Source organism: Maritimibacter sp. (genome assembly GCF_016774595.1).
In the GTDB taxonomy this organism is placed as follows: domain Bacteria; phylum Pseudomonadota; class Alphaproteobacteria; order Rhodobacterales; family Rhodobacteraceae; genus Maritimibacter; species Maritimibacter alkaliphilus.
Map to the genome: position 1 here is coordinate 1,559,796 of NZ_JACBWT010000002.1, position 25,511 is coordinate 1,585,306.

The 25,511-nt window shown below is 64.1% G+C and carries 25 protein-coding genes; 14 read left to right on the forward strand and 11 right to left on the reverse strand.

What is annotated here, in order from left to right; all coding sequences use genetic code 11:
• Positions 1 to 15: 15 nt before the first annotated feature.
• Entirely contained in the window at positions 16 to 2,769 is a 2,754-nt protein-coding gene (gyrA, locus tag HOY44_RS18855; RefSeq protein ID WP_287436877.1) for a DNA gyrase subunit A, read from the reverse strand.
• A 194-nt stretch (positions 2,770 to 2,963) separates the two neighbouring features.
• Between gyrA and ctaA the strand changes: the two genes are divergently transcribed.
• Positions 2,964 to 4,109 (forward strand): heme A synthase, encoded by a 1,146-nt coding sequence (gene ctaA / locus HOY44_RS18860; protein ID WP_287436879.1) that lies wholly within the window; start codon positions 2,964 to 2,966, stop codon positions 4,107 to 4,109.
• Between the two features lie 4 nt (positions 4,110 to 4,113).
• Positions 4,114 to 5,595, forward strand: coding sequence for a carboxypeptidase M32 (locus HOY44_RS18865; protein WP_287436881.1), 1,482 nt, complete (start codon positions 4,114 to 4,116; stop codon positions 5,593 to 5,595).
• Positions 5,596 to 5,712: 117 nt separating this feature from the next.
• On the opposite strand, the gene HOY44_RS18870 is transcribed toward HOY44_RS18865, so the two are convergent.
• Genes HOY44_RS18870 through HOY44_RS18880 form a run of 3 tightly spaced genes read right to left on the reverse strand, consistent with a single transcriptional unit; the run spans position 5,713 to position 7,293 of the window.
• Entirely contained in the window at positions 5,713 to 6,408 is a 696-nt protein-coding gene (locus HOY44_RS18870) for a VIT1/CCC1 transporter family protein (RefSeq protein WP_287436884.1), read from the reverse strand.
• Positions 6,409 to 6,414: 6 nt separating this feature from the next.
• Positions 6,415 to 6,630 carry a hypothetical protein gene (locus tag HOY44_RS18875; protein ID WP_008328909.1) on the reverse strand — a complete coding sequence of 72 codons (216 nt, stop codon included), beginning with the start codon at positions 6,628 to 6,630 and terminating at the stop codon, positions 6,415 to 6,417.
• 9 nt (positions 6,631 to 6,639) lie between these two features.
• Positions 6,640 to 7,293 (reverse strand): alpha/beta hydrolase, encoded by a 654-nt coding sequence (locus HOY44_RS18880; RefSeq protein WP_008328908.1) that lies wholly within the window; start codon positions 7,291 to 7,293, stop codon positions 6,640 to 6,642.
• 146 nt (positions 7,294 to 7,439) lie between these two features.
• Between HOY44_RS18880 and iscR the strand changes: the two genes are divergently transcribed.
• Genes iscR through HOY44_RS18920 form a run of 8 tightly spaced genes read left to right on the forward strand, consistent with a single transcriptional unit; the run spans position 7,440 to position 14,931 of the window.
• Entirely contained in the window at positions 7,440 to 7,901 is a 462-nt protein-coding gene (gene iscR, locus HOY44_RS18885; protein WP_040884385.1) for a Fe-S cluster assembly transcriptional regulator IscR, read from the forward strand.
• Positions 7,902 to 7,945: 44 nt separating this feature from the next.
• Entirely contained in the window at positions 7,946 to 8,992 is a 1,047-nt protein-coding gene (locus tag HOY44_RS18890) for a cysteine desulfurase family protein (RefSeq protein WP_287436887.1), read from the forward strand.
• 9 nt (positions 8,993 to 9,001) lie between these two features.
• Positions 9,002 to 10,534 carry a Fe-S cluster assembly protein SufB gene (gene sufB, locus HOY44_RS18895; protein WP_138423236.1) on the forward strand — a complete coding sequence of 511 codons (1,533 nt, stop codon included), beginning with the start codon at positions 9,002 to 9,004 and terminating at the stop codon, positions 10,532 to 10,534.
• Between the two features lie 31 nt (positions 10,535 to 10,565).
• Positions 10,566 to 11,318: a Fe-S cluster assembly ATPase SufC gene (gene sufC / locus HOY44_RS18900; RefSeq protein ID WP_138423235.1), complete on the forward strand. Its 753-nt coding sequence runs from the start codon at positions 10,566 to 10,568 to the stop codon at positions 11,316 to 11,318.
• Complete coding sequence (sufD, locus tag HOY44_RS18905; RefSeq protein WP_287436890.1) at positions 11,318 to 12,622, forward strand: Fe-S cluster assembly protein SufD; 1,305 nt, start codon at positions 11,318 to 11,320, stop codon at positions 12,620 to 12,622. The genes sufC and sufD overlap by 1 nt, the downstream gene beginning before the upstream one ends.
• A gap of 2 nt (positions 12,623 to 12,624) precedes the next feature.
• Positions 12,625 to 13,119, forward strand: coding sequence for a YIP1 family protein (locus HOY44_RS18910; protein WP_287436892.1), 495 nt, complete (start codon positions 12,625 to 12,627; stop codon positions 13,117 to 13,119).
• Positions 13,116 to 13,724: a Yip1 family protein gene (locus HOY44_RS18915; RefSeq protein ID WP_138423232.1), complete on the forward strand. Its 609-nt coding sequence runs from the start codon at positions 13,116 to 13,118 to the stop codon at positions 13,722 to 13,724. Before HOY44_RS18910 ends, HOY44_RS18915 begins: the two co-directional genes overlap by 4 nt.
• Positions 13,717 to 14,931, forward strand: coding sequence for a cysteine desulfurase (locus HOY44_RS18920; protein ID WP_287436895.1), 1,215 nt, complete (start codon positions 13,717 to 13,719; stop codon positions 14,929 to 14,931). The genes HOY44_RS18915 and HOY44_RS18920 overlap by 8 nt, the downstream gene beginning before the upstream one ends.
• 6 nt (positions 14,932 to 14,937) lie before the next feature.
• Here the strand turns inward: HOY44_RS18920 and HOY44_RS18925 are convergent, their stop codons facing one another.
• Complete coding sequence (locus HOY44_RS18925; protein ID WP_287436897.1) at positions 14,938 to 15,621, reverse strand: M48 family metallopeptidase; 684 nt, start codon at positions 15,619 to 15,621, stop codon at positions 14,938 to 14,940.
• 147 nt (positions 15,622 to 15,768) lie between these two features.
• Between HOY44_RS18925 and HOY44_RS18930 the strand changes: the two genes are divergently transcribed.
• A complete protein-coding gene (locus HOY44_RS18930; RefSeq protein ID WP_287436899.1) occupies positions 15,769 to 16,488 on the forward strand; it encodes an FkbM family methyltransferase in 720 nt (239 codons plus the stop codon).
• A gap of 13 nt (positions 16,489 to 16,501) precedes the next feature.
• Here the strand turns inward: HOY44_RS18930 and HOY44_RS18935 are convergent, their stop codons facing one another.
• The 5 genes from HOY44_RS18935 to HOY44_RS18955 all read right to left on the reverse strand — a co-directional run bounded on the left by HOY44_RS18935 (position 16,502) and on the right by HOY44_RS18955 (position 20,979).
• Positions 16,502 to 17,686, reverse strand: coding sequence for a vWA domain-containing protein (locus HOY44_RS18935; RefSeq protein WP_287436901.1), 1,185 nt, complete (start codon positions 17,684 to 17,686; stop codon positions 16,502 to 16,504).
• A 16-nt stretch (positions 17,687 to 17,702) separates the two neighbouring features.
• On the reverse strand, positions 17,703 to 17,867 hold the full coding sequence (locus HOY44_RS18940) for a hypothetical protein (protein ID WP_008328894.1): 165 nt from the start codon (positions 17,865 to 17,867) through the stop codon (positions 17,703 to 17,705).
• A gap of 34 nt (positions 17,868 to 17,901) precedes the next feature.
• Positions 17,902 to 19,302 (reverse strand): DUF2927 domain-containing protein, encoded by a 1,401-nt coding sequence (locus HOY44_RS18945; protein ID WP_235889027.1) that lies wholly within the window; start codon positions 19,300 to 19,302, stop codon positions 17,902 to 17,904.
• Positions 19,299 to 19,760, reverse strand: a complete 462-nt coding sequence (locus HOY44_RS18950; protein ID WP_008328892.1) for a GNAT family N-acetyltransferase — start codon at positions 19,758 to 19,760, stop codon at positions 19,299 to 19,301. The genes HOY44_RS18945 and HOY44_RS18950 overlap by 4 nt, the downstream gene beginning before the upstream one ends.
• A gap of 376 nt (positions 19,761 to 20,136) precedes the next feature.
• Entirely contained in the window at positions 20,137 to 20,979 is an 843-nt protein-coding gene (locus HOY44_RS18955) for an AAA family ATPase (RefSeq protein ID WP_138423228.1), read from the reverse strand.
• A 376-nt stretch (positions 20,980 to 21,355) separates the two neighbouring features.
• On the opposite strand from HOY44_RS18955, the gene dksA reads away from it, so the two are divergent.
• Positions 21,356 to 21,778 carry an RNA polymerase-binding protein DksA gene (gene dksA / locus HOY44_RS18960; protein WP_008328890.1) on the forward strand — a complete coding sequence of 141 codons (423 nt, stop codon included), beginning with the start codon at positions 21,356 to 21,358 and terminating at the stop codon, positions 21,776 to 21,778.
• Positions 21,779 to 21,855: 77 nt separating this feature from the next.
• Positions 21,856 to 23,022 (forward strand): FAD-dependent monooxygenase, encoded by a 1,167-nt coding sequence (locus HOY44_RS18965; RefSeq protein ID WP_287436905.1) that lies wholly within the window; start codon positions 21,856 to 21,858, stop codon positions 23,020 to 23,022.
• Here HOY44_RS18965 and HOY44_RS18970 read toward each other — a convergent pair.
• Entirely contained in the window at positions 23,001 to 23,834 is an 834-nt protein-coding gene (locus tag HOY44_RS18970; protein WP_287436907.1) for an isocitrate lyase/PEP mutase family protein, read from the reverse strand. The two genes, HOY44_RS18965 and HOY44_RS18970, sit on opposite strands and share 22 nt — an antisense overlap.
• Before the next feature lie 191 nt (positions 23,835 to 24,025).
• On the opposite strand from HOY44_RS18970, the gene guaB reads away from it, so the two are divergent.
• Positions 24,026 to 25,480, forward strand: coding sequence for an IMP dehydrogenase (gene guaB / locus HOY44_RS18975; protein WP_287436909.1), 1,455 nt, complete (start codon positions 24,026 to 24,028; stop codon positions 25,478 to 25,480).
• Positions 25,481 to 25,511 lie beyond the last annotated feature (31 nt).

Sequence of the window (25,511 nt, forward strand, 5' to 3'; positions counted from 1 at the left end):
GTTCGCCGCACGCCCTTATGCATCCGTCGCCTCCTCGGCCTCGTCCTCGTCTGCCGATTCCGCGATCCAGGCCACCGACACGACGCTTTCGCCCTTGCCGGTGTTGAACACCTTCACGCCACCCGCGCCGCGCGAGCGGAACGAGATACCATTGACCGGGCAGCGGATCGACTGGCCCTTGGAGGTGGCGAGCATCACCTGATCCTCCATCCCGACCGGGAAACAGGCGACCAGATCGCCGCCGGGCATCGCCTTGGTAAAGGCGGTGACGCCCTGACCGCCACGTCCGCGCACGGGGTAGTCGTGGCTGGACGACAGCTTGCCCAGACCCTTTTCGGTGATGGTCAGGATCAGCTCTTCGGCGGCCTGCATTTCCTCGAACCGCTCCTGCGTGATCGCGCCTTCGACGGCCTCTTCCTCGTCGTCGCTGTCGTCCGTCTCGTCCGCGCCGGCCATCTGGCGGCGCATCTTGAGATAGGCGGTGCGCTCTTCGGACGTGGCGTCGAAATGGCGGATCACCGACATCGACACGACCTCGTCATCCTTGCCGAGGAGGCGGATGCCCCGCACGCCGGTCGAATTGCGCGAGTTGAACACGCGCACGTCCGGCACCGGGAAGCGGATCGCGCGCCCCTTGTTGGTCACCAGCATCACGTCGTCGTTCTCATCGCAGATGCGCGCGTTGATGAGGCGGGTGTTCTCATCCTCACCCTCGAACTTCATCGCGATCTTGCCGTTGCGCATGACGTTGGTGAAATCCGACAGACGGTTGCGGCGCACCGAGCCCTTCGACGTTGCGAAGACGATCTGAAGGTCGTCCCAATCGGCCTCGTCCCGGTCCACCGGCATGATCGCGGCGATGCCGACGCCCGTGGGGATCGGCAGGATGTTCACGATAGCCTTCCCGCGTGAGGTGCGGCCGCCCAGCGGCAGACGCCATGTTTTGAGCTTGTAGGCCATCCCGTCGGTGGTGAAGAACAGAAGCTGCGTGTGGGTGTTGGCGACGAAAAGCGTCGTGATGACGTCCTCGTCCTTGGTCGCCATGCCTGACAGGCCCTTACCGCCGCGTTTCTGTTCGCGGTATTCGGCCAGCGGCGTGCGCTTGGCCCAGCCGGACTGGGTGATGGTGACCACCATATCTTCACGCTCGATCAGGTCTTCGTCGTCCATGTCGCCGGACCACTCGACGATCTCGGAGCGGCGCGGCACGGCGAATTCGTCCTTCACTGCCGTCAACTCGTCCGAGATGATCGCCATGATCCGGTCGCGCGAGCGCAGGATGTCGAGGTATTCGCGGATCTTGCCCGCCAGTTCCTGCAACTCGTCCGTGACTTCCTTGACCCCGATCTGGGTCAGGCGCTGGAGCCGCAGTTCGAGGATCGCGCGCGCCTGCGTTTCCGACAGATTGTATGTCCCGTCGTCGTTCATCGTGTGGGTCGGATCGTCCACCAGACGGATGTAATCCGCGATGTCTTCGGCGGGCCAGCGGCGCGTCATCAGCTTTTCACGCGCTTCGGCGGCATCGGCGGAGGCGCGGATGGTCGCGACCACCTCGTCCACGTTCGACACGGCGACGGCCAGACCACACAGGATGTGCGAGCGGTCGCGCGCTTTGCGCAACAGGAACGCGGTTCGCCGCGCCACGACTTCTTCGCGGAAGGTGATGAAATGACGCAGGAAATCGCGCAGCGTCAGTTGCTCGGGCTTGCCGCCGTTCAGGGCCAGCATGTTGCAGCCGAAGCTGGTCTGAAGCTGGGTGAAGCGGAAAAGCTGGTTCAGCACCACTTCGGGCGTCGCATCGCGTTTGAGTTCGATGACCACCCGCACGCCCAGACGGTCACTTTCGTCCTGAATGGCGGCGATGCCTTCGAGCTTCTTGTCGCGCACGAGGTCCGCGATCTTCTCGATCATCATCGCCTTGTTCACCTGAAACGGCACTTCGTCGACGACGATGGCGTAGCGGTCCTTGCGGATTTCTTCGACGCGGGTCTTGGCGCGCAAGATCACGCTGCCGCGCCCCTCGAGATACGCCTTGCGCGCACCGGAACGGCCAAGGATCACGCCGCCGGTCGGGAAGTCGGGGCCGGGGATGATCTCCATCAGCCGTTCGTCCGAGATGTCCGGCTCTTCGATCATGGCGAGCGTCGCATCGACAACTTCGCCAAGGTTATGCGGCGGAATGTTCGTGGCCATGCCGACCGCGATGCCGCCCGCGCCGTTGACCAGCATGTTGGGGAACCGGGCCGGGAGCACCATCGGCTCGCGCTGCTTGCCGTCGTAGTTGTCCTGAAAATCGACCGTGTCCTTGTCGATGTCTTCCAGCAGCGCCTGCGCCGCCTTCTCCATCCGAACCTCGGTGTAACGGAAGGCCGCGGGCTTATCCCCGTCCATCGAGCCGAAGTTGCCCTGACCGTCGAGGAGCGGCAGCGACATCGAGAAATCCTGCGTCATCCGGGCGAGCGCGTCATAGATCGCGGCGTCGCCATGCGGGTGATACTGGCCCATCGTGTCGGCCACGGGGCGCGACGATTTGCGGTAGGGCTTGTCGTGCGTGTTGCCCACCTCGTGCATCGCGTAAAGGATGCGCCGGTGCACCGGTTTCAGCCCGTCGCGCAGATCCGGAATCGCCCGGCTCACGATCACGCTCATCGCGTAATCGAGGTAGGAATTCCGCATCTCTTGCTCGATCGTGATCGAGGGGCCGGAATGGGTGGGTCGTTCGGGCGGCAATTCGCCACCGTTTTCAGGGGGTTCCGGGGTGTCGTTCAAGTCGTCCGCCGTTCGTTTGTTATGGGTCTTCCGCCTGTGATGTGTTCACCACATTTTGTTTCGTTCTCTATACCAACAACCAGCTATGGGGTGCAATCGGAAGCGTCCAAAAGTCGCCCTTAAAACCGGCATTCCGGCTTGGCATTTTCGGGGGCTTCCCCGATAGTCCCGCGAAACAAGACATGAGGACGCCGATGGCTCAACCAGGTCGCAGCATTTTCGAAGAGGTCGGACAGGATACGCCGACGCGCCAGACCGCCCAGACGGGCATGATCGAACGTGGTGGCGGGCGCGGGGCCCGGCGCGGCATCCGGGCTTGGCTGATCGCGCTTTTCGCCCTTATCACCGTCATGGTTCTGGTGGGTGGGATGACGCGCCTGACCGACAGCGGTCTGTCGATCACCGAATGGAACCTCGTGGGTGGCTCGCTGCCCCCGACGAGCGCCGAAGTCTGGGCCTCGGAATTCGAGAAATACCAGCAATCTCCGCAGTATAGGTTGATGAACGAAGGCATGAGCCTGTCGGAGTTCAAGTCGATCTATTGGTGGGAATGGGGCCACCGTCAGCTTGGCCGGTTCATCGGTCTGGTCTGGATCGCGGGCTTTCTGTTCTTCGCGCTCACCAAGCGTGTGCCGGGTGGCTGGAACGGGCGTCTGCTTACCATCGGCGTGATGATCGGGGTGCAGGGCGCCGTAGGCTGGTGGATGGTGCATTCCGGCCTTCAGGGCGAAATGACCTCGGTCGCCTCCTATCGGCTCGCAACCCATCTGGGGCTCGCCTTCGCCATTCTCGCGCTGATCCTGTGGTGCATTCTGCTGCTTGGGCGCAGCGAGGCCGAGGTGATGCAGGCGCGACGCCTGCGCGAAAAGTCACTGTTCGGCATGGGCACGGGCCTTATGCATCTGGCTTTCCTGCAAATCCTGCTGGGCGCACTGGTCGCCGGGATCGACGCGGGGCGCAGTTTCGTCGACTGGCCGATGATGGCGGGGCAGTTCTTTCCGCCGGACGCCTTTTCGATCGAACCGGTTTGGCGCAACCTTTTCGAAAACCCCGGCCTCGTGCAGTTCATGCACCGGATCGTTGGCTATCTCTTGGTCCTGTTCGCCATCGGTGCCTTTTTCCGGGGCCGCAAGGCGGCGGCACCATCGACACGCAACGCCTTCATGCTGGCGTCCGGCATGATCGTCGTCCAGATGGTGATCGGCATCGTGACCGTGCTCAACGCCTCGCCGCTGCACATCGCCATCATGCATCAGGCGGGGGCTATCCTGACCTTCTCCCTCATCCTGACCGCGCGTTACCGTGCGGGCTATCCGAAGGCTCAATCCGTAAGGGGGTAATGGCGTGTCGCACTACGATGAATTGATGGAGTTCGAGCGCCAGACGCAGGCGCTTGGCCAGATCGCGGGCCGTCTGGGCTGGGATCAGGAGACGGTCATGCCGCGTGGCGCAGGGCCGCAACGCGCCGAGGAAAGCGAGGCGCTGGAACACGTCTTGCACGCCCGGCGCACCGACCCGCGCGTGGGCGACTGGCTGACGGCCATCGACGCCGCGTCCCTGGGCCCCGTGGCGCAGGCCAATGTGCGGCACATCCAGCGTCGTTTCGACCGCACCAGCCGGGTGCCCGTCAAACTGGCGGGCGAGATCGCGCGCGTCACGTCGTCGTCTCAGCGCATCTGGGCCGACGCGCGGGCCGAGAACGATTTCAAGGCCTTCGCCCCTGTGCTTGAGAAAGTGGTGGAGCTGAAACGGCACGAGGCCGAGGCGCTCGCGATCGGCGGCGATCCCTACGACGCCCTGCTCGACGATTACGAGCCGGGCGCGACGGCCGCCGAGCTCGAGGCCATGTTCGACGCGCTGCGCCCGAGGCTGGTGGACCTGCGCGACCGGGTCATGGGGGCCGATCACCAACCCGCGCAGCTCACAGGCACGTTCGACGAACAGGCGCAGATGAAGCTCACCCGCGAAATCGCCAAGGCGTTCGGCTACGACATGGCGCATGGGCGGATCGACAAGGCGGTGCATCCGTTCTCGTCCGGCTCCGGTCTTGACGTGCGCATCACCACGCGCACCAGTGCGACCGACCCCTTTGGTTCGATCTATTCGACGGTGCACGAGGTCGGCCATGCCTGTTACGAGCAGCACATCGACCGGGACTACCTGCTGACGCCTCTGGGCGCGGGTGTGTCGATGGGCGTGCACGAAAGCCAGAGCCGCATCTACGAGAACCAGATGGGCCGCTCGCGCGCCTTCACCGAATGGCTGTTCGCCCGGATGAAGGACGTGTTCGGCCCGCTGTCGACCAAGGATGCGGATGCGTTCTACGGCGCGGTGAACCGGGTGACGCCGGGCTTCATCCGCACCGAGTCGGACGAGGTGCAGTATAACCTGCACGTCCTTCTGCGCTTCGATCTGGAACGCGACCTGATCGCGGGCAAACTCGCCGTGCGCGATTTGGAAGAGGCATGGAACACCCGGTTCGAAAAGGATTTCGGTGTGAAGGTCGACAAGCCGTCGAACGGCTGCCTTCAGGACTTGCACTGGTCGGTGGGTCTGTTCGGCTATTTCCCGACCTATTCGCTGGGCAACGTCTATGCGGGCTGTCTGATGAAGGCGCTGCGCGCGCAGGTGCCGGAGGTGGACAGCCATCTGGCGAAAGGCGAACCGGCCGAGGCGACGAAGTGGCTTGCCGACAACCTGCAACGCCACGGAGGGCTTTTCGAGCCGCGCGAGGTGGTGACGCGGGCCTGTGGCGGGGAAGAGCCGAGCGAGGCGCCGTTGCTCGAGTATCTCGAAGCGAAGTTCGCGGAGGTCTACCGGTTGTGAGCGCCTGATGTTGCGCCGCGCATTAGCGCGTCGCGGTGGCTACGCGCCTGCGGCGCGTCCGGAGGGCCAGCCCTCCGGACCTCCCGAAGTATTTCTGAAACAGAGAAGAGGTGCGCGTCAGCCGAGGCCCGCGACGATGTTGCCTGCGCCAAAGGCCAGTGCCGCGCAGAGTGCGCCGAGGATCAGGGTTTCGCCGACGGCGCGCGCGGCGCTTTCACGGGTGGCGCGCCATCTGAGGAGGCCCAGAAGGGCGAGAGCGAGCAGCGTGGCGGCGGCAGAGACCCACGGCGTCGACGGGTGGTCGGGCGCGAGGAAGAACGGCAGGATCGGGATCAGGCCGAAGGCGAGAAAACTCGCGAAGGTGACGAGGCCGCGCAGGGCGGGCGGTGCGCCATGGGGCGTTTCGGCATTGTCGCGGTAGCGCAGCGTCATGTCGCGGGCGAGGGCGGGCGAGGTCGCGATGGCCTCGGCCGCGCGGGCGGCCGCCTCGGGCGAAAGCCCCTCGGTCATGAGGGCGGCGGCGAGATCGGTTTGGGTTTCGCGTGCCGACTGGCGGTCGATCCGGGCGGCACGCCCGCGCCACAGGGCCCGTGTCGAGCGGTCCGACAGGAATTCGCCCAGCCCCATCGAAAACCCGTCGGCGATCAGGTTGGCCATACCGAAGATTAGGACCGCGACCGCCCCGACCTCGGCCACCCCTTCGGCCTGGGCGCCGGCGAAGCCCGCCACGATGGCGAAAGTGGTGATGATCCCGTCGTTGCCGCCATAGGTGATCTGGCGCAGGAACGTCTGTATCAGCGTCGGCGCGGCCACCGGCCCCTAACCGTTCTGGGTGCGCAGGGAGGCGAGCAGTTCCATCGCGCGCGCCTCGGCCCGGCGCACGCGGATCGCGGTCATGAACGCCTCTTCCAAGGTCTGGGACGAGGTGCCGATGACCTTCTTCACGTCCTCGATGATGTCGGGATTTCCGGTTTCATCCACGAGTTTCAGCACCTCGATGGCCACCCGGTCCGCGACGTCGTCGATGAGTTGCATGGCGTTCCCTCAGCGCGTGGTCTCGGTCAGGCGGCGGCGGACGTATTCGTCGACCGCGCCCAGCATCGTGTTCATGTGGTCGCCTTCGTAGAAGTGACCGGCGCCCTCGACCTCGGTATGCGTGATGGTGATGCCCTTTTGCTCATGCAGCTTGTCCACCAGCGAATGCGTATCGGCAGGCGGGGCCACGCGGTCGCCGGTGCCGTTGATGATGAGACCCGAGGACGGGCAGGGCGCGAGGAACGAGAAGTCGTACATATTCGCGGGCGGCGAGACGCTGACGAAACCCGTGATCTCGGGCCGGCGCATCAGAAGCTGCATCCCGATCCATGCCCCGAACGAAAAGCCCGCGACCCAGCAATGCTTGGCGTTCTGGTTCATCGACTGAAGGTAGTCGAGCGCCGAGGCGGCATCGGACAATTCGCCCACGCCCTGATCGTATTCGCCCTGGCTGCGGCCCACGCCGCGGAAATTGAACCTGAGGACCGTGAAGCCCATTTTGAAGAACGTGTAGTGGAGGTTGTAGACCACCTTGTTGTTCATCGTCCCGCCGAACTGCGGGTGCGGGTGCAGCACGATGGCGATGGGCGCGTCGCGGTCCTTCTGCGGGTGGTAGCGGCCTTCGAGCCGGCCTTCGGGGCCGGGAAAAATCACCTCGGGCATATGGGTCTGTCTCTCCCTCGTGCCCGGTTTTCTTGACTGGCTAGACCGGGCAAATTACAAGCATTGAGTTTCCGGCGCGACGGCGGCGCAGGGTTTCAAGTCACGTAAAGCGCAGGCGCGGTTTCGTCAATGTTTCGGGGGGATACATGAAGCTTTCCACAAAGGGACGTTACGCCATGGTCGCGCTCGCCGAGCTGGCGCTACAGCCCGAAGGCACACGCATGTCCCTGACCGATCTGAGCGAACGGCAGAAAATCTCGCTTCCCTACCTCGAACAGTTGTTCGTCAAGCTGCGCCGGGCCGAACTGGTCGAAAGCGTGCGCGGCCCCGGTGGCGGCTATATGCTGGCGCGGCCGTCGTCGGAGATCCGTGTGGCCGAAATCCTTGCCGCCGTGGACGAAACGGTCAGCGCGATGCACACCGGGGCCGGGGCGTCGGGCGGCAAGTCGGGCACGCGCGCCCAGTCGATGACCAATCGGCTGTGGGAAGGGCTGTCGGCCCATGTCTATGTGTTTTTGCACCAGACGCGCCTGTCGGACGTGGTGCATAACGAACTTGCCCCCTGTCCGGCGGTGCCCAGCCTGTTCGAAGTGGTGGACGAGGACTAGCGACCGCCTTACATCCCGCCTGCAACGATGCGAAGGGGGCGCCGGTGGCACGGGTCTATCTCGATTACAATGCGACCACGCCCTTGAGGGCCGAGGCGCGCGCGGCGATGGTCGCCGCGATGGACGTGGCCGGAAACCCGTCGTCGGTCCACACCGAGGGACGCGCGGCGAAGGGCCTGATCGAAAAAGCGCGGCGTCAGGTCGCGACCGCGCTTGGTGCGGACGGCGCGGATGTCGTGTTCGTGTCCTCGGCGACCGAGGCCGCCGCGCTCGCGTTGGCCGACCGGGGGATCGCCTGCGCCGAGATCGAGCATGAGGCGGTTTCGGCGTGGTGCGAGACGTCCCTTGCCGTGGCGGCCGATGGCGGTGTCACGGTCACCGACACTGCGCATTCGAGCCTACAGGTCGCCAATTCCGAGACCGGCATCGTCCAGACCTTGCCCGCGGGCCTTGCGCTGACCGACGCGACGCAGGCGTTCGGCAAGCTGCCCTTCGCCTTCAATTGGTCCGGAGCGGACATGGCCATCGTATCAGCCCATAAGATCGGCGGTCCCAAGGGGATCGGGGCGCTGATTATGAAACGGGGATCGGACGTGGACGCGCGGATCAAGGGGGGTGGTCAGGAAATGGGGCGGCGCTCCGGGACCGAAAACGTCATCGGCATTGCCGGATTCGGCGCCGCTGCCGAGGCCGCCGCCCGCGATCTGGATGCCGGCGTGTGGACGAAAGTCGCTGAACTTAGAAATATTCTAGAAAAAAGACTTTCAGAATCCGCGAGAGAGACTATTTTTGTCGGGAAAGACGCGAACAGGCTCCCCAACACGTCCTGTTTCATCACGCCGGGCTGGAAAGGGGAGACTCAGGTGATGGTGATGGACCTCGCTGGTTTCGCAGTTTCTGCGGGTTCGGCGTGCTCCTCGGGCAAGGTCCGGGCCAGCCGGGTTCTGCGCGCCATGGGATACGACGACACGCAGGCGGCAAGCGCCCTTCGCGTCTCGTTGGGTCCGGAATCGACAGAGGGGGACGTTTCGGCATTTGCCGAAGCTTGGCTCCGCGAATACGAGAAATTCCGCGCCCGGCGCGGGGATTGAGAGGCGAAGATGGCCGACGACACGATGGTCGCCAAGGAAGGCGTCGAACAGGAAACGGTCGATGCCGTCAAATCGCTTGGCGACAAGTACAAATACGGCTGGGAAACCGATATCGAGATGGAATACGCCCCCAAGGGGCTGACCGAGGATATCGTACGGCTCATCAGCCAGAAGAACGACGAGCCGGAGTGGATGACCGAATGGCGTCTGTCGGCTTATCGCCGCTGGCTTCAGATGGAAGAGCCCGACTGGGCGATGGTCGAGTATCCCGAGATCAACTTTCAGGATCAGTATTACTACGCCCGCCCGAAAAGCATGGAGACGAAGCCCAAGTCGCTGGACGAGGTCGATCCCAAGCTGCTCGCCACCTATGAAAAGCTGGGGATTCCGCTGAAGGAACAGATGATCCTTGCCGGTGTCGAAGGCGCGGGCGAGGTTCCGGCGGACGGCGACAATTCCGAGCGCAAGGTCGCTGTGGACGCCGTGTTCGACTCCGTCTCGGTCGGCACGACGTTCAAGAAGGAGCTCGAGCAGGCGGGGGTCATCTTCTGCTCGATTTCGGAAGCGATCCGCGAACATCCTGAGCTTGTTAAAAAGTATCTGGGGTCGGTGGTTCCGCCGACCGACAACTTCTATGCCACGCTGAACAGCGCGGTCTTTTCCGACGGTTCCTTCGTCTACATCCCGCCGGGGGTGCGCTGCCCGATGGAGCTGTCCACCTACTTCCGCATCAACGCGGAAAACACCGGCCAGTTCGAGCGCACGCTCATCATCGCGGACAAGGAGGCTTACGTCTCCTACCTCGAAGGTTGCACCGCGCCCCAGCGCGACACCGCGCAGCTTCACGCCGCCGTTGTGGAAATCGTCATCCTCGACGATGCCGAAGTGAAATACTCGACCGTTCAGAACTGGTTCCCTGGCGACGAAGAGGGCAAGGGCGGCATCTACAACTTCGTGACCAAACGCGCCGATTGCCGAGGCGACCGCTCCAAAGTGATGTGGACGCAGGTGGAAACCGGCTCGGCGGTGACGTGGAAATACCCGTCCTGCGTGCTGCGCGGCGATGAAAGTCAGGGTGAATTCTACTCGATCGCCATCACCAACAACATGCAGCAGGCCGACACCGGCACCAAGATGACCCATCTGGGCAAGAACACGCGTTCGCGCATCGTGTCCAAGGGCATTTCGGCGGGCAAGTCGAACAACACCTATCGCGGGCTCGTGTCGATGCACCCCAAGGCCACGAACAGCCGCAACTACACCCAGTGCGACAGCCTTCTGATCGGCGACCAGTGCGGCGCGCACACGGTGCCTTACATCGAGGTCAAGAACCCGTCCTCGCGCGTCGAGCACGAGGCGACGACATCCAAGGTGGACGACGATCAGATGTTCTACTGCCGCCAGCGCGGCATGGACGAGGAAGAGGCGGTCGCCCTGATCGTCAACGGGTTCGCCAAGGAAGTTCTGCAAGCCCTGCCGATGGAATTCGCGATGGAAGCCCAGCAACTGGTCGCCATCTCGCTGGAAGGCAGCGTCGGCTAAGCCCGGACGCGCCCAGACAAGGAATACGAAAATGCTGAAGATCGAAAACCTGCATGTCAAACTGGAAGAAGAGGACAAGCAGATCCTCAAGGGTCTGTCCCTCGAAGTGCCCGCTGGCGAAGTCCACGCGATCATGGGGCCGAACGGCTCGGGCAAATCCACGCTGTCCTACGTGCTGTCCGGCAAGGATGGGTATGAGGTGACGGACGGATCCGCCACGCTCGAAGGCAACGACCTGCTCGACCTCGAGGCCGAAGAACGCGCCGCCGCTGGCCTGTTCCTGGCCTTCCAGTATCCGGTGGAAATCCCCGGCGTCGGCAACATGACCTTCCTGCGCACCGCCGTGAACGCACAGCGCAAGGCGCGCGGGGAAGAGGAAATGTCGGCGGCCGAATTCCTTAAGGTGATCCGGGCCAAGGCCAAAGACCTCAAGATCGACGCCGATATGCTCAAGCGCCCCGTCAACGTGGGCTTCTCGGGCGGCGAAAAGAAACGCAACGAGATCCTCCAGATGGCGATGCTGGAGCCGAAGATGTGCATTCTGGACGAGACCGACTCCGGGCTGGACGTCGACGCCATGAAACTGGTGTCGGACGGGGTGAACGCCCTGCGCGACCCGAACCGCGCCTTCCTCGTCATCACGCACTATCAGCGCCTGCTCGACCATATCGTGCCGGATGTCGTGCACATCATGGCGGGCGGCAAGATCGTGAAGTCGGGCGGCCCGGAACTGGCGCTCGAAGTCGAGAAGAACGGTTATGCCGATCTGATGGAGTCCGCGTAATGGCGGTCGCGAAGGAAAAGCTGCTCGCGCGCAAGCGCGACGCGCTGGCCGAACGGCTGGGCGCGCTGACGCTGCCCGAAGGCGGCGCGTGGATCACCGAGGCCCGCAAAGCCGCGCTTGGCCGGTTGGAGGCGATGGGCCTGCCCGCGCCGCGCGACGAATACTGGCGCTTCACCAAGCCCGATCTTCTCAACGCACCCAAACCCGCACCCGCCGCCGTGTTCGATCACGGCGACGAGATGCCGGTTTTCGGTGAGGTCGACCGCCTCAAGATCGTGTTCGTGGACGGCGTGTTCGACGCCGCGCAATCCGATGACCTGTCCCTCGCCGGGGTCGAGATCGACAGGCTGGCCGAGGCCGCAAAGGCCGACATCCACTGGGCAAAGGGCGTTTTCGGCACGGTCGAACTGGCGAGCCAGACCCCGGTGGAACGCCCGCTCGCCGCGCTCAACACCGCCTTCGCGACGGACGGCGTGCTGATCCGGGTAACCGGGAAGGCCGCAAAGCCCATCTCGCTCATCTACAAGCACGAAGACGATTGTTCCGACGCGATCCTGCACAACGTGGTAAAGCTGGAGCCCGGCGCCGAGCTTACCCTGCTTGAAAACGGCCCGGCTGCGGCGCGGTTCAACAAGTGCCTCGAGGTGGAGATCGCGGACGGTGCGCGGTTCCACCATATCCGGGCGCAGGGGCGTGACCACGAACGTCAGGCCGTGACCGGCATGTTCGTGCGTCAGGGGGCCGAGAGCCTGTTCAAAAGCTTCACGCTGACGGCCAACGGTCGCCTCACGCGCAACGAGTGCTTCATCGAGATGAAGGGCGCCAATGCCTCGGCCCATATTGCCGGTGCGGCGCTCGGTCACGGTGACTTCCACCACGACGACACGGTTTTCATCACGCATGATGCGGAAAACTGCGAAAGCCGTCAGGTGTTCAAGAAGGTGCTCCAGAAGGGCGCCGTGGGCGCGTTTCAGGGCAAGATTCTCGTCAAGCGCGGGGCGCAGAAGACCGACGGATACCAGAAGTCGCAGTCGCTGCTTCTGGATGACGAAGCGCAGTTCCTCGCCAAACCCGAGCTTGAGATCTACGCCGACGACGTGGCCTGTTCCCACGGCTCGACCTCCGGTGCCATCGACGAGGACATGCTGTTCTACCTGCGCGCGCGCGGCGTCGACAAAGGCACCGCGATGGACCTGCTCGTCATCGCCTTCGTGGCCGAAGCCATCGAAGAGATCGAGGACGAGAGCTTCCGCGAGGAAATCACCGAGCGGCTGGAAAGCTGGCTGCTGCGCAGGCGGGGATAAGCATGTCGGTCGTGCGTGACGTGATCCGCGCCTATCGTGCGCCGCGCGCGGTGTTTCTGCGCCGCCTCGGCGATACGGTGCGCGAAGATCGTGCGCTGGCCGTGCTGATGGTCGCCTGCGTTCTGGTTTTCGTGGCCCAAGCCCCGCGGCTTCAGCGTGTCTCGATCGAAACCGGGCAGGAATTGAACCCGCTTCTGGGCGGCGCGATGTTCGCCTGGCTCTTCATCATGCCGCTCGCCGCCTATGGCATCGCTGCGATCAGCCACCTGATCGCGAAGGTCGTGGGCGGGCAGGGCACGTGGTTCGCAGCCCGCTTCGCACTGTTCTGGGCACTGCTCGTGGCCAGCCCCCTGTGGCTTCTCTGGGGCCTCGTCACCGGGTTCATCGGACCGGGCGTCGAAGAAAGCATCGTAGGTGCCATCGCGCTTGCGGCCTTCCTGATCCACTGGATCGTCAACCTCGTCAGCGCCGAGGCGGGTGTGGGGGCGGTTGCGTGAGGTTCGAGCCGGGATACCTTCTCGGTATGGCGATGCAGTCCATCCCGGAGCCGCGCAAGATCGCGCGGGAGCTGTTCGCGCTGAACCTCGACCGGGCGACGCTTTGGCAGATCCTGATCCTTCTTATGGTGATCGGCGCCATTCTGGGCGTCGGGTCGTCGGTCCTGTTCCCGCCCGCGCCGGAACTCGAAGGCACGATTTTCGCGATGCCGCTGATCGTCGCGATGGCCGAGGCGTCGATCGCCGTCATCACGGTCTTTCTGATCTATTGGCTGGGCCGGTCGGCGGGCGGAACGGGCCGGTTCGAGGACGGGATCGTCACGGTCGCCTGGCTGAACTTCGTGCTCCTGATCGTTCAGACCGTCGTTCTGGTCCTAAGCCTGTTCGCCCCGTCGCTCGCCGCGCTGCTGTGGCTCTTCGGTGGCTTCACCGGGTTCTGGATCCTGAGCCATTTCATCGCGGAACTGCACGGTTTTGCGTCGGCCCTGCGCGTGTTCCTGACGATCCTTCTGACCAGTTTCATCGCCGTCGCGATCCTGTCGATCATCCTTGCGATCCTCGGGGTCGGCGCGGCCATGACCTCGGGAGAGCTTGGTAATGTATGATGTGAACAAGATCCGCGCGGATTTCCCGATTCTCGCGCGTGAGGTAAACGGCCAGCCGCTGACCTATCTCGACAACGGGGCTTCGGCCCAGAAGCCGCAGGTGGTGATCGACGCGGTGACGCGCGGCTATGCCGAGGAATACTCCAACGTCCATCGCGGTCTGCATTATCTGTCGAACCTCGCCACCGAGAAATACGAAGCGGTGCGCGGCATCGTCGCCCGCTTTCTGAACGCGCCGTCCGAGGATGAGATCGTGTTCAACTCCGGCACGACCGAGGGCATCAACATGGTCGCCTATGGCTGGGCCGCGCCGCGCATGGCCGAGGGCGACGAGATCGTCCTGACCGTGGCCGAGCATCACGCCAACATCGTCCCGTGGCATTTCCTGCGCGAACGGCAGGGGGTCAGGCTCGTCTGGGTCGAACCCGACGCGGACGGGTCGATCCCGGCGGACAAGGTGCTCGCCGCCGTGACCGAGCGGACCAAGCTGATCGCGGTGACGCAATGCTCCAACGTCCTCGGCTCCATCGTCGACGTGAAGGCGATCAAGGCCGGTGCGGGGGCCGTGCCTGTGCTGGTGGACGGCTCACAGGGCGCGGTGCACATGCCGGTGGATGTCGCGGATCTTGGCGTCGATTTCTACGCCATCACCGGCCACAAGCTTTACGGTCCCTCCGGCTCGGGCGCGATCTTCGTCAAGCGTGAGCGGATGGACGAGATGCGGCCCTTCATGGGCGGCGGCGACATGATCCGCGAGGTGACGCGCGAGACCGTCAGCTACAACGATCCGCCGATGAAGTTCGAGGCGGGCACGCCGGGGATCGTCCAGACCATCGGGCTGGGTGCCGCGCTGGAATACATGATGGGCGTCGGTATGGAGAATATCGCGGCCCACGAAGCATCGCTTGCGAAATATGCCGCCGAGCGGTTCGAGGGGCTCAACTGGCTTAACGTGCAGGGCAAGGCGCCGGGCAAGGCCGCGATCTTTTCGCTGACGGTCGAAGGCGGGGCACATGCGCATGACCTGTCCACGATCCTCGACAAGAAAGGGATCGCGATCCGCGCCGGGCACCATTGCGCCCAACCGCTGATGGATCACCTCGGCGTGCCCGCCACGGCGCGCGCGAGCTTCGGCATGTACAACACGACGGAAGAAGTCGACCGGCTCGTCGAAGGGCTGGAGTTGTGTCACCGGCTCTTTGGCTGAGGCGCGTCACCGCGCCCATTTGGCCTCGTTCGCTTCGATGGCGGCAATGCGCTGGTGCGTTTTCGGGTGGCTCAGAAGCCACGCGGGCTGACTGTTGCCCCGGCTCTTGGTCAGGTCTTCGAGTTTCTCGAAAAGCGACTTCTGGGCGGCGGTGCCGATTCCGGATTTCATGAGCAGGGCGGTGGCATATGCGTCGGCCTCGTATTCGTCGCCGCGCGACAGGCGCGCCATGACCATCGACGACAGCGCGCCCGCGATCATCGGCCCCAGACCGGGAATGAACCGCCCCAGCAGCATGATAAGCGCTGTGCGCAGCGCGTTCTGCCCGGAAAAGTCGATCATCCGCCGTCGCGCGTGACCCAGCGCCACGTGGCCCAGTTCATGCGCGATGACGCTCGCCAGTTCTTCGGCGGAAACCTTGCCTTGCCGATACTGGTCATAAAACCCGCGCGTGATGAAGATGCGCCCATCGGGCGAGGCGAGGCCATTGACAGGCTCGATCTCGTAGATGTTCACGCGGATGCGCGGCAGGTCGAGCGCCTGCGCCATCCGGTCGGTCAGCGCGCGCAGCTTGGGATCGGCGAGCTCGGTCGATTTCGCGTCCAGTTCATGCCGCAGACGCCATGCCGAGAACCACCACAGGACGAACCCGTAAAGGAGCGCGATCAGGATGGGCGTGAACTTCAGCATGTCAGGAATATGGAGTTTGCGCCGTCCTCGCGCCAGTGCGTATGCGCGTCGCGGCGTTCACAAACTTGACCGCTCACGAAGAATCCATTCAACTTGGGATTGTGGGTGACACGTGGAGATGAGGGGACACCAGAACGGGAGTCCCTTATGGACGATATTTCACGCATCTTGCCACGCACTCCGGGTAAGCGCGATTCCATCGCCAAGTTTCTTGCCGCCGGGTTTCCGGTGGAAACCGTGATCGACGTGGGCGTGCAGTATGGCACGCCGGAACTGATCGACACGCTGGGCGACCGCCGCCACATCCTGTGCGAGCCGATCGTCGAATACCATGACAGCATCAGGCGCACCTACACCGCGCGGGGCGTTGATTTTCTGCTCGATGCCCGCGCGGCCTCGGACAGCGACGGAACGGCGCAGATCGCGCTCTCGACCACATCGGACGCCAGCACGATCACACATGCGCGTCTCAACGACGCGGATGCGCCGGGGCAAACGCTGCGTGCGGTCGAAACCGTCACACTGGCGACGCTGGTCGAGGATCGGAACCTCGCCGGGCCTTTCCTGCTCAAGATCGACGTGGACGGGGCGGAAGAGATGATCCTGAAAGGCGCGGCCCCGATCCTGAGCCAATGCTCCGGCGTCGTGATGGAGGCGCATGTCGAAAGTTTTTTCGCGCGGTGTCAGCACCTTGTGGATGCTGGCCTCGCGCTCTTCGACATCATCGATCTGTGCTATTACGACAACCGGCTGTGTCAGGTGGACGTGTTTTTCATCAACCCGGCCTTTGCACCCGACGGGGCGGAAAAGCCGATCAGCGGCGCCTGGGACAATTCGAAGTGGTTCGACCTGATCCGCCACATCTGACCGGGCAGACGGATCAGCGCACCAGTTCGCGCATCCCCCGGTCGATCCCTTCAAGCGTCATCGGCACCATGCGATCCTCGAAGATCTCGCGGATCATCTCGACCGATTGGGTATAGGGCCAATAGCGTTCCTGAAGCGGGTTGATCCACAGGTGATCGGGCCACTGTTCGCGCGCGCGTTGCAGCCAGACCGATCCGGCCTCGGGGTTCCAGTGCTCGTTGGCACCGCCCGGCATCGCGACCTCGTAGGGCGACATCGAAGCGTCACCGACGAAGATGCACTTGTAGTCCGACCCGTAGGTATGAAGCACGTCCCAAGTCGGGGTCTGTTCGGTCCAGCGCCGGCGGTTGTCGCGCCAGACGCCTTCGTAAAGGCAGTTGTGGAAGTAGTAATATTCGAGGTGCTTGAACTCGGTCCGTGCCGCCGAGAACAGCTCTTCCACCACCTTGATATGCGGGTCCATGCTGCCGCCCACGTCGAGAAACAGCAGAACCTTGACCGCGTTGCGCCGTTCGGGCCGGACCTTGACGTCGAGATAGCCATGCTCGGCGGTCGAACGGATCGTGCCGTCGAGGTCCAGTTCCTCATGCGCCCCGTCGCGCGCCCAGTTGCGCAAGCGTTTGAGCGCGACCTTGATGTTGCGGGTGCCAAGCTCGACCGAGTCGTCGAGGTTCTTGAATTCCCGCTTGTCCCAGACCTTGACCGCGCGTTGATGGCGGCTTTCCTTCTGCCCGATGCGGACGCCTTCGGGATTGTAGCCATAGGCGCCGAAGGGCGAGGTGCCGGCCGTGCCGACCCATTTCGATCCGCCCTGATGCCGTTCCTTTTGCTCTTCCAGCCGTTTCTTGAGCGTTTCCATGAGCTTGTCGAAGCCACCTAAAGCTTCGATCTCGGCGCGTTCCTCGTCGCTCAGGTGCTTCTCGGCCATCTTGGTCAACCAGTCGGACGGGATGTCCACCGCCTCCATCACCTGATCGAAACTGATCGCCTCAAGCCCTTCGAAGGCCTGCGCGAAGGCGCGGTCGAACTTGTCGAGATTGCGCTCGTCCTTCACCATCGAGGCGCGCGCGAGGTAATAGAACGCCTCGATATCATAGGTCGCAAGCCCCGCGCGCATCCCTTCCAAAAAGGTCAGGTATTCACGCAGCGATACGGGAACCTTGTTGTTCCGGAGCGTTTCGAAGAAGGGAATGAACACGGGCGGCGTGCTCCTGTTACAGGCCTCGGCTGAGGAAGACCGTAACAAACAGGCCGAGAATTGCAAAAGCCATGCCATAGGCCGCGCCGTATTGCGCAAGGTCGAGCCGCTGACCCCCGCGTTTGCGGGCCTGATAAGCGCCGAGAAGCGCGCCGAACACGGCGAATGCGAAAACGATCATGTGGCCTCCCGGGGCAAGTCGCTGCCCCGGAGGGTCAGCCTCGTTTGATGGGCGAGATCGCGGCGATTTCAAGCAGCCGCTGTCCCACCTCGGCGTCGGAACCGAAGCCATATCGTGCCCAGCCGAGGCTGTCGAGACGCACCAGATGCGCCTCAGCGTCGCGCCCCAGAATCTCGAGCCCTTCGGCCTTGATCATCAGGAGCGTGGATAGAAGCGCCGCGTTCTGGGCCGAACGCACGGCGGGCATATGGTTGTCGACGATGCGGATCGCGGTGTCGGCATTGCCGAGCGACAGGGCATGGGCGGCAAGCTGCACGCCCATATGCGCGGCCTGAAGCCGGGTGCCGGGCAGGGCGCCATAGATCGCTTCGGCCTCGCGGAAGGCCGCCAGTGCCACGTCGGAGTTGATGCCCAGATTGAGACGCCCGAGCGCGAAAAGCGAGAAGGCGAGGCGCGTGTCGTTCCAGCCATAGGCGCGGGCGAGGTCCACGGCCTGACCGGCGGCCTTGCGACGCTGGGTGCCGCTTTCATTGGCGCTGAGTGCGGTTTCGATCGCGGCTTTCCACGACCGCGGGGTCGGCGAGGTGGCGACCGGATACCCCATGCCGCCCGACGGGTTGAGCCGCGCGAGCAGGCCGGGCAGGCGCGCCGCCACCTGTTCGCGGGTCATGCCGGAGCTGAGTTCGGGCGAATAGTAGGCCCGCAGGATCAGCATGTCGAAGCCGGTCAGGACGGTATGAAAGTTGTCGTCGTTGAACACGCTGTCGGCGAGGCGGTAGAGGTCGTTCACCGGGCCCAGCGATTGCGCCACTTCCTCGTGCAGGCAATCGCGCATTTCCTGCGGGGCCACGTCGCCGGGGATGAATACCGACATCTGCGTGCGCACCTGCAACTTGGTCCAGTCCGTGCGCGGCGAGCGGCGGTTGGTCTTGTAGTCGCGCCAGCCGGAGACGTTCGGGGCCACGAAACAGGCCGCACCGGGTACGAGCGCCTGAAGCTGACGCTTCGGAATGACCTCGAGCGTGATCGAGGGCGTGCCCTGACCCGTGTAACGCGAGATGTCGATACCCGCCTCGGTGCGCAGGCGCCCGATGAGCTGGTCCAGTTCGCTGTCGAGGACCGAGGCCTTGCGCCCGGAGACCTTGACCGTCACCGGACCTTCGAAGCGCGACATGACGGGCAGGGCGCGGCCCGATTCAAGCTGGAACGACAGATCGAGAAAGTCCGACGCGACCTCGCCGTTCGAGCGGGCGACGGCAAGCGTCGGTCCCGAATTGAACGCCTTCATCGGTGGCAGTTCCGTGGGCAGGTTCAACTGCCGCGCCGTGACTTCTCGGGCGAACTCCGACGCTGGCGTTTGCAGTGCACCTGTGCAACCTGCCAGAACCAGAGCCGCCCCGGTGACCGCCCCCACGATCCATCTGTGCCCGTTCATGTGCGTATCCCCCGTTGGTACTTGATGAACGGTGTCTTCTCGGCGATCCGGTCATAAAGGCGTCGTGCCGTCGTGTTGAACTCCTGCGTGTTCCAATAGACCACGGGCGTGCCGTTCCGGTCGGCGGCCTCATAGACCGCTTCGATCAGCGCACGCCCCACGCCGAGGCCACGGACCTCGGGATCGGCATACAGGTCTTGCAGGTAACAGACGTCCTCGATCCGCCAGTTGTGGCGGTGATAGAGGAAATGGACGAGACCCACAGCTTCGCCGTTCGCCTCGGCGACAAAGCAATGCTGCGGTTCGTTCCCCGAGAGGAGCCGCTCGAAGGTGGTCAGGTACACCTCCTCGTCGACCGCGCTCTCATAGAACCGCAGATACTCTGTCCAGAGGCGACGCCACTGGGGCTCGTCCGCACGCGTCAGTGCACGGACGGAGATCTGTGTAGTGTCTCCCAACACGCTACAGGCACACCGTTCCTTGCCCCCCCAGGCAGGTTCAATGGTTAGGTCACCCCACCCGGATTCCCCAAGCGGAAAGTGGCCGAATTGGGGCAGAAAATGGATTGTCCCGTGTCGGGCAACAATCGCCTCGCAAGATGTGGTGGGCGTATCGCCGGACAGCACAATGCCGCGCTGCGGAATGTGGCGGAATTGCGGCGGCGAGGGCGTGGCGACTCGAATCATACTCATGCCCAACAGTCAGCCGCTCAACTGGTTCCGATTTTGGGCAAGGCCGGGACAATGCGCGGGCGAACTGCGGTTTGTTTCGGGCAGGCGCGCATGAAAAAGGCCCACGCCGGGGCGCGGGCCTGTCGCCTTCTCAGGGTCTGCGTCAGCCGCGTTCGCGACGTGCGAGGAAGGCGAGACGTTCGAACAGATGCACGTCCTGTTCGTTCTTCAGGAGCGCCCCGTGCAGCTTGGGCAGGGCGGTCGAGCCATCGCGTTTCAGGTCTTCGGGGTCCATATCCTCGGCCAGAAGCAGTTTCAGCCAGTCGAGCACTTCGCTGGTCGACGGTTTCTTCTTCAGACCCTGCTGTTCGCGGATTTCGTAGAACTGCGTCAGCGCGGTGGTCAGCAGCGCCTCCTTGATGCCCGGATGGTGGACCTCGACGATCTTGCGCATCGTCTCGACGTCCGGGAATTTGATGTAGTGGAAGAAGCAGCGGCGCAGGAAGGCGTCGGGCAGCTCTTTTTCGTTGTTCGAGGTGATGATGACGACGGGGCGGTGCTTGGCGCGGATCGTCTCGCCGGTTTCGTAGACGTGGAACTCCATCTTATCGAGCTCCTGCAACAGGTCGTTCGGAAACTCGATGTCGGCCTTGTCCACCTCGTCGATCAGCAGAACGACCTTTTCGTCCGCCTCGAAGGCCTGCCAGAGCTTGCCCTTCCGGATGTAGTTCGAGACGTCATGAACCCGCTCATCGCCCAACTGGCTGTCGCGCAGGCGGCTGACCGCGTCGTATTCGTAAAGGCCCTGTTGCGCGCGGGTGGTCGATTTGATGTTCCACTCGATCATCCTGAGGCCAAGGCTTTCGGCCACCTGCTTGGCGAGTTCGGTCTTGCCCGTGCCCGGCTCGCCCTTGACGAGCAGGGGGCGTTCGAGCGTGACCGCCGCGTTCACGGCGATGGCAAGGTCGTCGGTCGCGACATAGGTTTCGGTGCTCTCAAATCGCATCATTCACTCCCGGCTGGTTGGCACGAAGTAAACGGCAGCAAGGCTGACATGCAAGTGGGGCGCGCGGAAACGTGGCGGCACGGGCGGGCGGCGCGCGTTAATGCAAAACGCGAATTAGAGGTTGCAGAATCAGGTGGCCTTCACCTATTTGAGCGCCAGAGATATGGTTATCTTTCAAAAACTTGCACGAGGATTTGGGTGTGCAAGACTGCGAAATGTGCAGCTTGGTCGGCACCATCGCCCAAAACGTGAACATGGCGAACGGTTTGTGTAGTGACATCCCCGGAGGGCTGGGATACACGACCCCACAGGAGAGCACCGAATGGTAAAAAGTAACCAAGTTAACGGGGCATCCGGGGTTGAAGAGGAGAGTGGGATGAAGGTGGAAAGCTTCCTGCCGGACAACTACACGCCGGCCGAAGACGAACCTTTCATGAATGACCGGCAGCTGGAATACTTCCGCGTCAAACTGTTGAAATGGAAAGCCGAATTGCTGGGCGACAGCAAGCACACCATCGAAGGCCTGCAAGACAGCACCCGCAACATTCCCGACATCGCGGACCGCGCCTCGGAAGAGACGGACAGGGCGCTTGAACTGCGCACCCGCGACCGCCAGCGCAAGCTTGTCGCCAAGATCGACAGCGCGTTGCGCCGCATCGACGAGGGCGAATACGGCTACTGCGAAGAGACCGGCGAGCCGATCTCGCTGAAGCGCCTCGACGCCCGTCCGATCGCGACCCTGAGCCTCGAAGCGCAGGAGCGTCACGAACGGCGCGAGCGGGTTCATCGCGACGACTGATCGTCGGCGCAGGGGATGAGATTTGACCGGCACCGCGGCGGATGCGCCCCGGTGCCTTTCTTTTTGATGGGGCATCCATGTTGATCGGTCAGGACATCTGCATCGTCGGTGCGGGGATCGGCGGGCTTGCCGCCGCCTGTGCGCTGGCCATGCGCGGGGCGCGGGTGACGGTTCTGGAACAGGCCGACGCGGTGCGCGAGGTCGGGGCGGGCATTCAGGTCAGCCCCAATGGCCTGTCGGTGCTGGACGCGCTCGGGGTCGGGGACGAGGTGCGCGCGCGCTGCCCCCGGTCGAAAGCCGTTCATCTGCTCGACGGCCTGACCGGGCGCAGCGTCATCCGTATGGATCTGGAGCGTCTGCGACCCGATCAGGATTTCCGCCTCGTGCACCGCGCAGACCTGATCGACATCCTTCTGACCCGCGCGACCGGGCTGGGCGTCGTCGTCGAGACGGGGAAGGCGGTGACGGCGGCGACCATCGGCCATGACGACGTGACGCTGACGGTGAACGGTGTGGACCGGGATCTGCCCTTCGTGATCGGAGCCGACGGGTTGCATTCGGTCCTGCGTCCGGTCCTGACCGGCAAGCGTGAACCGTTTTTCACCGGGCAGGTCGCGTGGCGCGCGCTGGTGCCTGCAACGGGCGATGAACCCATGGAGGCCCGCGTGTTCATGGGGCCGGGCCGCCACATGGTCACCTATCCGCTGCGCGACGGCTCTCTCATAAACATCGTGGCGGTTGAGGAGCGGGATGGCTGGGCCGACGAGGGCTGGCACCACCCGGATGACCCCGACAACCTGCGCCGGGCCTTTGCTATGTTCGCCGACGTGCCGGGTGCGCTGCTCGCCCGGGCCGAGACGGTGAACATCTGGGGGCTGTTCCGTCATCCGGTCGCGAACCAGTGGCACAAGGGGCCTGCGGTCATTCTGGGCGATGCCGCGCACCCGACGTTGCCGTTCATGGCGCAGGGCGCGGTCATGGCGCTCGAGGATGCCTGGGTGCTTGCCGATAGCCTCGCGGTTGCGGGGCTGGACGAAGGTCCGGCGCTCTATCAGGCCCGCAGACGCCACCGGGCCGAGAACGTGATCGAAGCGGCGAATGGCAATGCCCGCAATTACCACTACGCCAACCCGGTCCTGCGGTTCTTGGGCCACAATGCGCTGCGCTTTGCCGGTAACCTGTCGCCGGACAGCGTGCTCAAACGCTACGACTGGATCTACGACTACGACGTGACGACGGCCTGACCCGACAACAGCGCGTCGACCTCGGCCCCGCTCGCCGCCGCGGTGAGGGGCGAGAAGTCGCCGCGCCCGAACATGGCGCGACCGGCGTTCAGGATCGCGGCCTGCGTCACCCGTGCCAGCGCGCCCCCGATGGAAATGCGCGCCACCCCGATCTCGGCGAACTGCGCACGCGTGACCCCCGCGAAGGGTCCGGCGGCCAAGGCGTTCACGGGCACCGACACCGCGTCGCAGACCCGCTTTTGCGCGGCAAGGTCGCCCGGATGGGGGACATAGACGCAATCCGCGCCCACGGCCTCATAGGCCCGCACCCGCGCGATGGCCTCGTCCAGATCGTATTGGCCGTTCATCACGCCATCCGCCCGCGCCACCAGAACGAAGTCGCGGGGCAGGGCGCGGGCCGCTTCGACTGCCGCCTTGATGCGCGCGACCGCCATGTCGCGGTCGTAGGGCGTGGGGGACGGCAACATCGCGTCTTCGATGGAAATGCCCGCCAGCCCCGCCTCATAGGCCAGAAGCACGGTGTCGAAAATATCCTCGGGGTCATGGACGAAGCCGTTCTCGAAATCGCCCGAGACCGGGACGGTGACCGCGCGCACTAGCGTTTCGGCATGCCCCAGCGCCTCTTCCCGCGAGATGCGCCCCATGTCGGGGCGTCCGAGCGTGAAGGCATGGGCCGAGGATGAGGTCGCGATGGCCTCGGCCCCCAGTCCGGCCAGCAGTTTCGCGCTCCCCGCATCCCAGGCATTCGCCAGAATGAACGGATCGCCCGGCCTGTGAAGGGCACGGAATTCGGCTCCGATGTCGCGTCGCATGGCTGATCCTCCCTCGTCCTGCCGTGAATCCTATCCACAAGCGGCCCGCAGGCAAACGGCAATCGTGACGGTTCGGCCCGAATCGAAAGACCTGCATGAGTGCTGTGGATTTTCGCCCCCGGACCCCTTTCCATTCTTCCCGGCCCGTGAAATAGGGAAGTGCCAAACGATCCCTCCAAAGGAGACCGCTCATGGAGATTCGCGAGGCGCTTACCTTCGACGATGTTTTGCTGGTTCCAGCCGAAAGCACGGTGCTGCCGTCCACGGCGGACACGACCACTTGGGTCACCAAGTCGATCAAGCTCAACATACCGCTTCTGTCCTCGGCGATGGACACGGTCACCGAAAGCCGCATGGCGATCTGCATGGCGCAGGCGGGCGGGATCGGCGTGATCCACAAGAACCTGTCGGTCGAGGAACAGGCGCGCGAGGTGCGGCGGGTCAAGCGGTTCGAAAGCGGGATCGTCTACAACCCCGTCACCCTGACGCCGGATCAGACGCTGGCCGATGCCAAGGCGCTGACCGAGCGATACGGGTTCACGGGCTTCCCGGTGGTGGACGAAAACCGCCGCGTCGTCGGGATCGTGACCAACCGCGACATGCGCTTCGCCCAGCATGACGACACGCCCGTGCGCGTGATGATGACGGGCGACGATCTTGCGATCCTACAGGAGCCCGCCGACCGGGACGAGGCGATCAGCCTGATGAAGTCGCGCCGGATCGAAAAGCTGCTGGTCACGGACAAGACCGGCAAGCTCACCGGGCTTCTGACCCTGCGCGACACCGAACAGGCCGTGCTGAACCCGACCGCCTGCAAGGACGATCTGGGTCGCCTGCGGGTCGCAGCCGCGACCAGCGTGGGCGACAGCGGGTTCGAACGGACCGAGGCCCTGGTCGACGCGGGTGCCGACATCGTGGTGATCGACACCGCGCACGGCCATTCGCGCGGGGTGCTCGAAGCGGTCGACCGGGCCAAGAAACTGTCCAACGAGGTTCAGATCATCGCTGGCAACGTCGCGACCGCCGAGGCGACACGCGCGTTGATCAACGCGGGCGCAGATGCGGTGAAGGTGGGGATCGGCCCCGGCTCGATCTGCACGACCCGCATGGTCGCGGGCGTCGGCGTGCCGCAATTGACAGCGGTCATGGAAAGCGCGCGCGAGGCGGCCAAGTCAGGCGTCCCGGTGATCGCGGATGGCGGCATCAAGTTCTCGGGCGATTTCGCCAAGGCGATCGCGGCGGGCGCGTCCTGCGCGATGGTCGGCAGCATGATCGCGGGCACGGACGAAAGCCCGGGCGAGGTGATCCTGTATCAAGGGCGCTCGTTCAAAAGCTATCGCGGCATGGGGTCGCTGGGCGCCATGGCGCGCGGTTCGGCGGATCGGTATTTCCAAAAGGACGCGGCGAGCGACAAGCTGGTCCCCGAAGGGATCGAGGGTCAGGTGCCATACAAGGGGTCCGCGAATGCGGTCGTCCACCAGCTCGTCGGCGGCCTGCGCGCGGCGATGGGCTATACCGGCAACGCGACGGTCGAGGAGATGCGCACGAACTGCCAATTCGTCAAGATCACCGGCGCCGGGCTCAAGGAAAGCCATGTCCATGACGTGCAGATCACGCGCGAAAGTCCGAACTACAGGATCGGCTGAGATTTGAAGGGCTTGGCGGTCGATATTCACG

Excerpts from the sequence above, each read along its gene's own strand:
- HOY44_RS18940 (WP_008328894.1), bottom strand. The coding sequence starts at position 17,867 with ATGATCGTTTTCGCATTCGCCGTGTTCGGCGCGCTTCTCGGCGCTTAT.
- HOY44_RS18945 (WP_235889027.1), bottom strand. The coding sequence starts at position 19,302 with ATGAACGGGCACAGATGGATCGTGGGGGCGGTCACCGGGGCGGCTCTG.
- HOY44_RS18920 (WP_287436895.1), top strand. The coding sequence starts at position 13,717 with ATGTATGATGTGAACAAGATCCGCGCGGATTTCCCGATTCTCGCGCGT.
- HOY44_RS18970 (WP_287436907.1), bottom strand. The coding sequence starts at position 23,834 with ATGCGACGCGACATCGGAGCCGAATTCCGTGCCCTTCACAGGCCGGGC.
- sufC (WP_138423235.1), top strand. The coding sequence starts at position 10,566 with ATGCTGAAGATCGAAAACCTGCATGTCAAACTGGAAGAAGAGGACAAG.
- HOY44_RS18910 (WP_287436892.1), top strand. The coding sequence starts at position 12,625 with ATGTCGGTCGTGCGTGACGTGATCCGCGCCTATCGTGCGCCGCGCGCG.
- sufD (WP_287436890.1), top strand. The coding sequence starts at position 11,318 with ATGGCGGTCGCGAAGGAAAAGCTGCTCGCGCGCAAGCGCGACGCGCTG.
- HOY44_RS18955 (WP_138423228.1), bottom strand. The coding sequence starts at position 20,979 with ATGCGATTTGAGAGCACCGAAACCTATGTCGCGACCGACGACCTTGCC.
- ctaA (WP_287436879.1), top strand. The coding sequence starts at position 2,964 with ATGGCTCAACCAGGTCGCAGCATTTTCGAAGAGGTCGGACAGGATACG.
- iscR (WP_040884385.1), top strand. The coding sequence starts at position 7,440 with ATGAAGCTTTCCACAAAGGGACGTTACGCCATGGTCGCGCTCGCCGAG.
- dksA (WP_008328890.1), top strand. The coding sequence starts at position 21,356 with ATGAAGGTGGAAAGCTTCCTGCCGGACAACTACACGCCGGCCGAAGAC.
- HOY44_RS18965 (WP_287436905.1), top strand. The coding sequence starts at position 21,856 with ATGTTGATCGGTCAGGACATCTGCATCGTCGGTGCGGGGATCGGCGGG.
- sufB (WP_138423236.1), top strand. The coding sequence starts at position 9,002 with ATGGCCGACGACACGATGGTCGCCAAGGAAGGCGTCGAACAGGAAACG.
- guaB (WP_287436909.1), top strand. The coding sequence starts at position 24,026 with ATGGAGATTCGCGAGGCGCTTACCTTCGACGATGTTTTGCTGGTTCCA.
- HOY44_RS18880 (WP_008328908.1), bottom strand. The coding sequence starts at position 7,293 with ATGCCCGAGGTGATTTTTCCCGGCCCCGAAGGCCGGCTCGAAGGCCGC.
- HOY44_RS18925 (WP_287436897.1), bottom strand. The coding sequence starts at position 15,621 with ATGCTGAAGTTCACGCCCATCCTGATCGCGCTCCTTTACGGGTTCGTC.
- HOY44_RS18930 (WP_287436899.1), top strand. The coding sequence starts at position 15,769 with ATGGACGATATTTCACGCATCTTGCCACGCACTCCGGGTAAGCGCGAT.
- HOY44_RS18875 (WP_008328909.1), bottom strand. The coding sequence starts at position 6,630 with ATGCAACTCATCGACGACGTCGCGGACCGGGTGGCCATCGAGGTGCTG.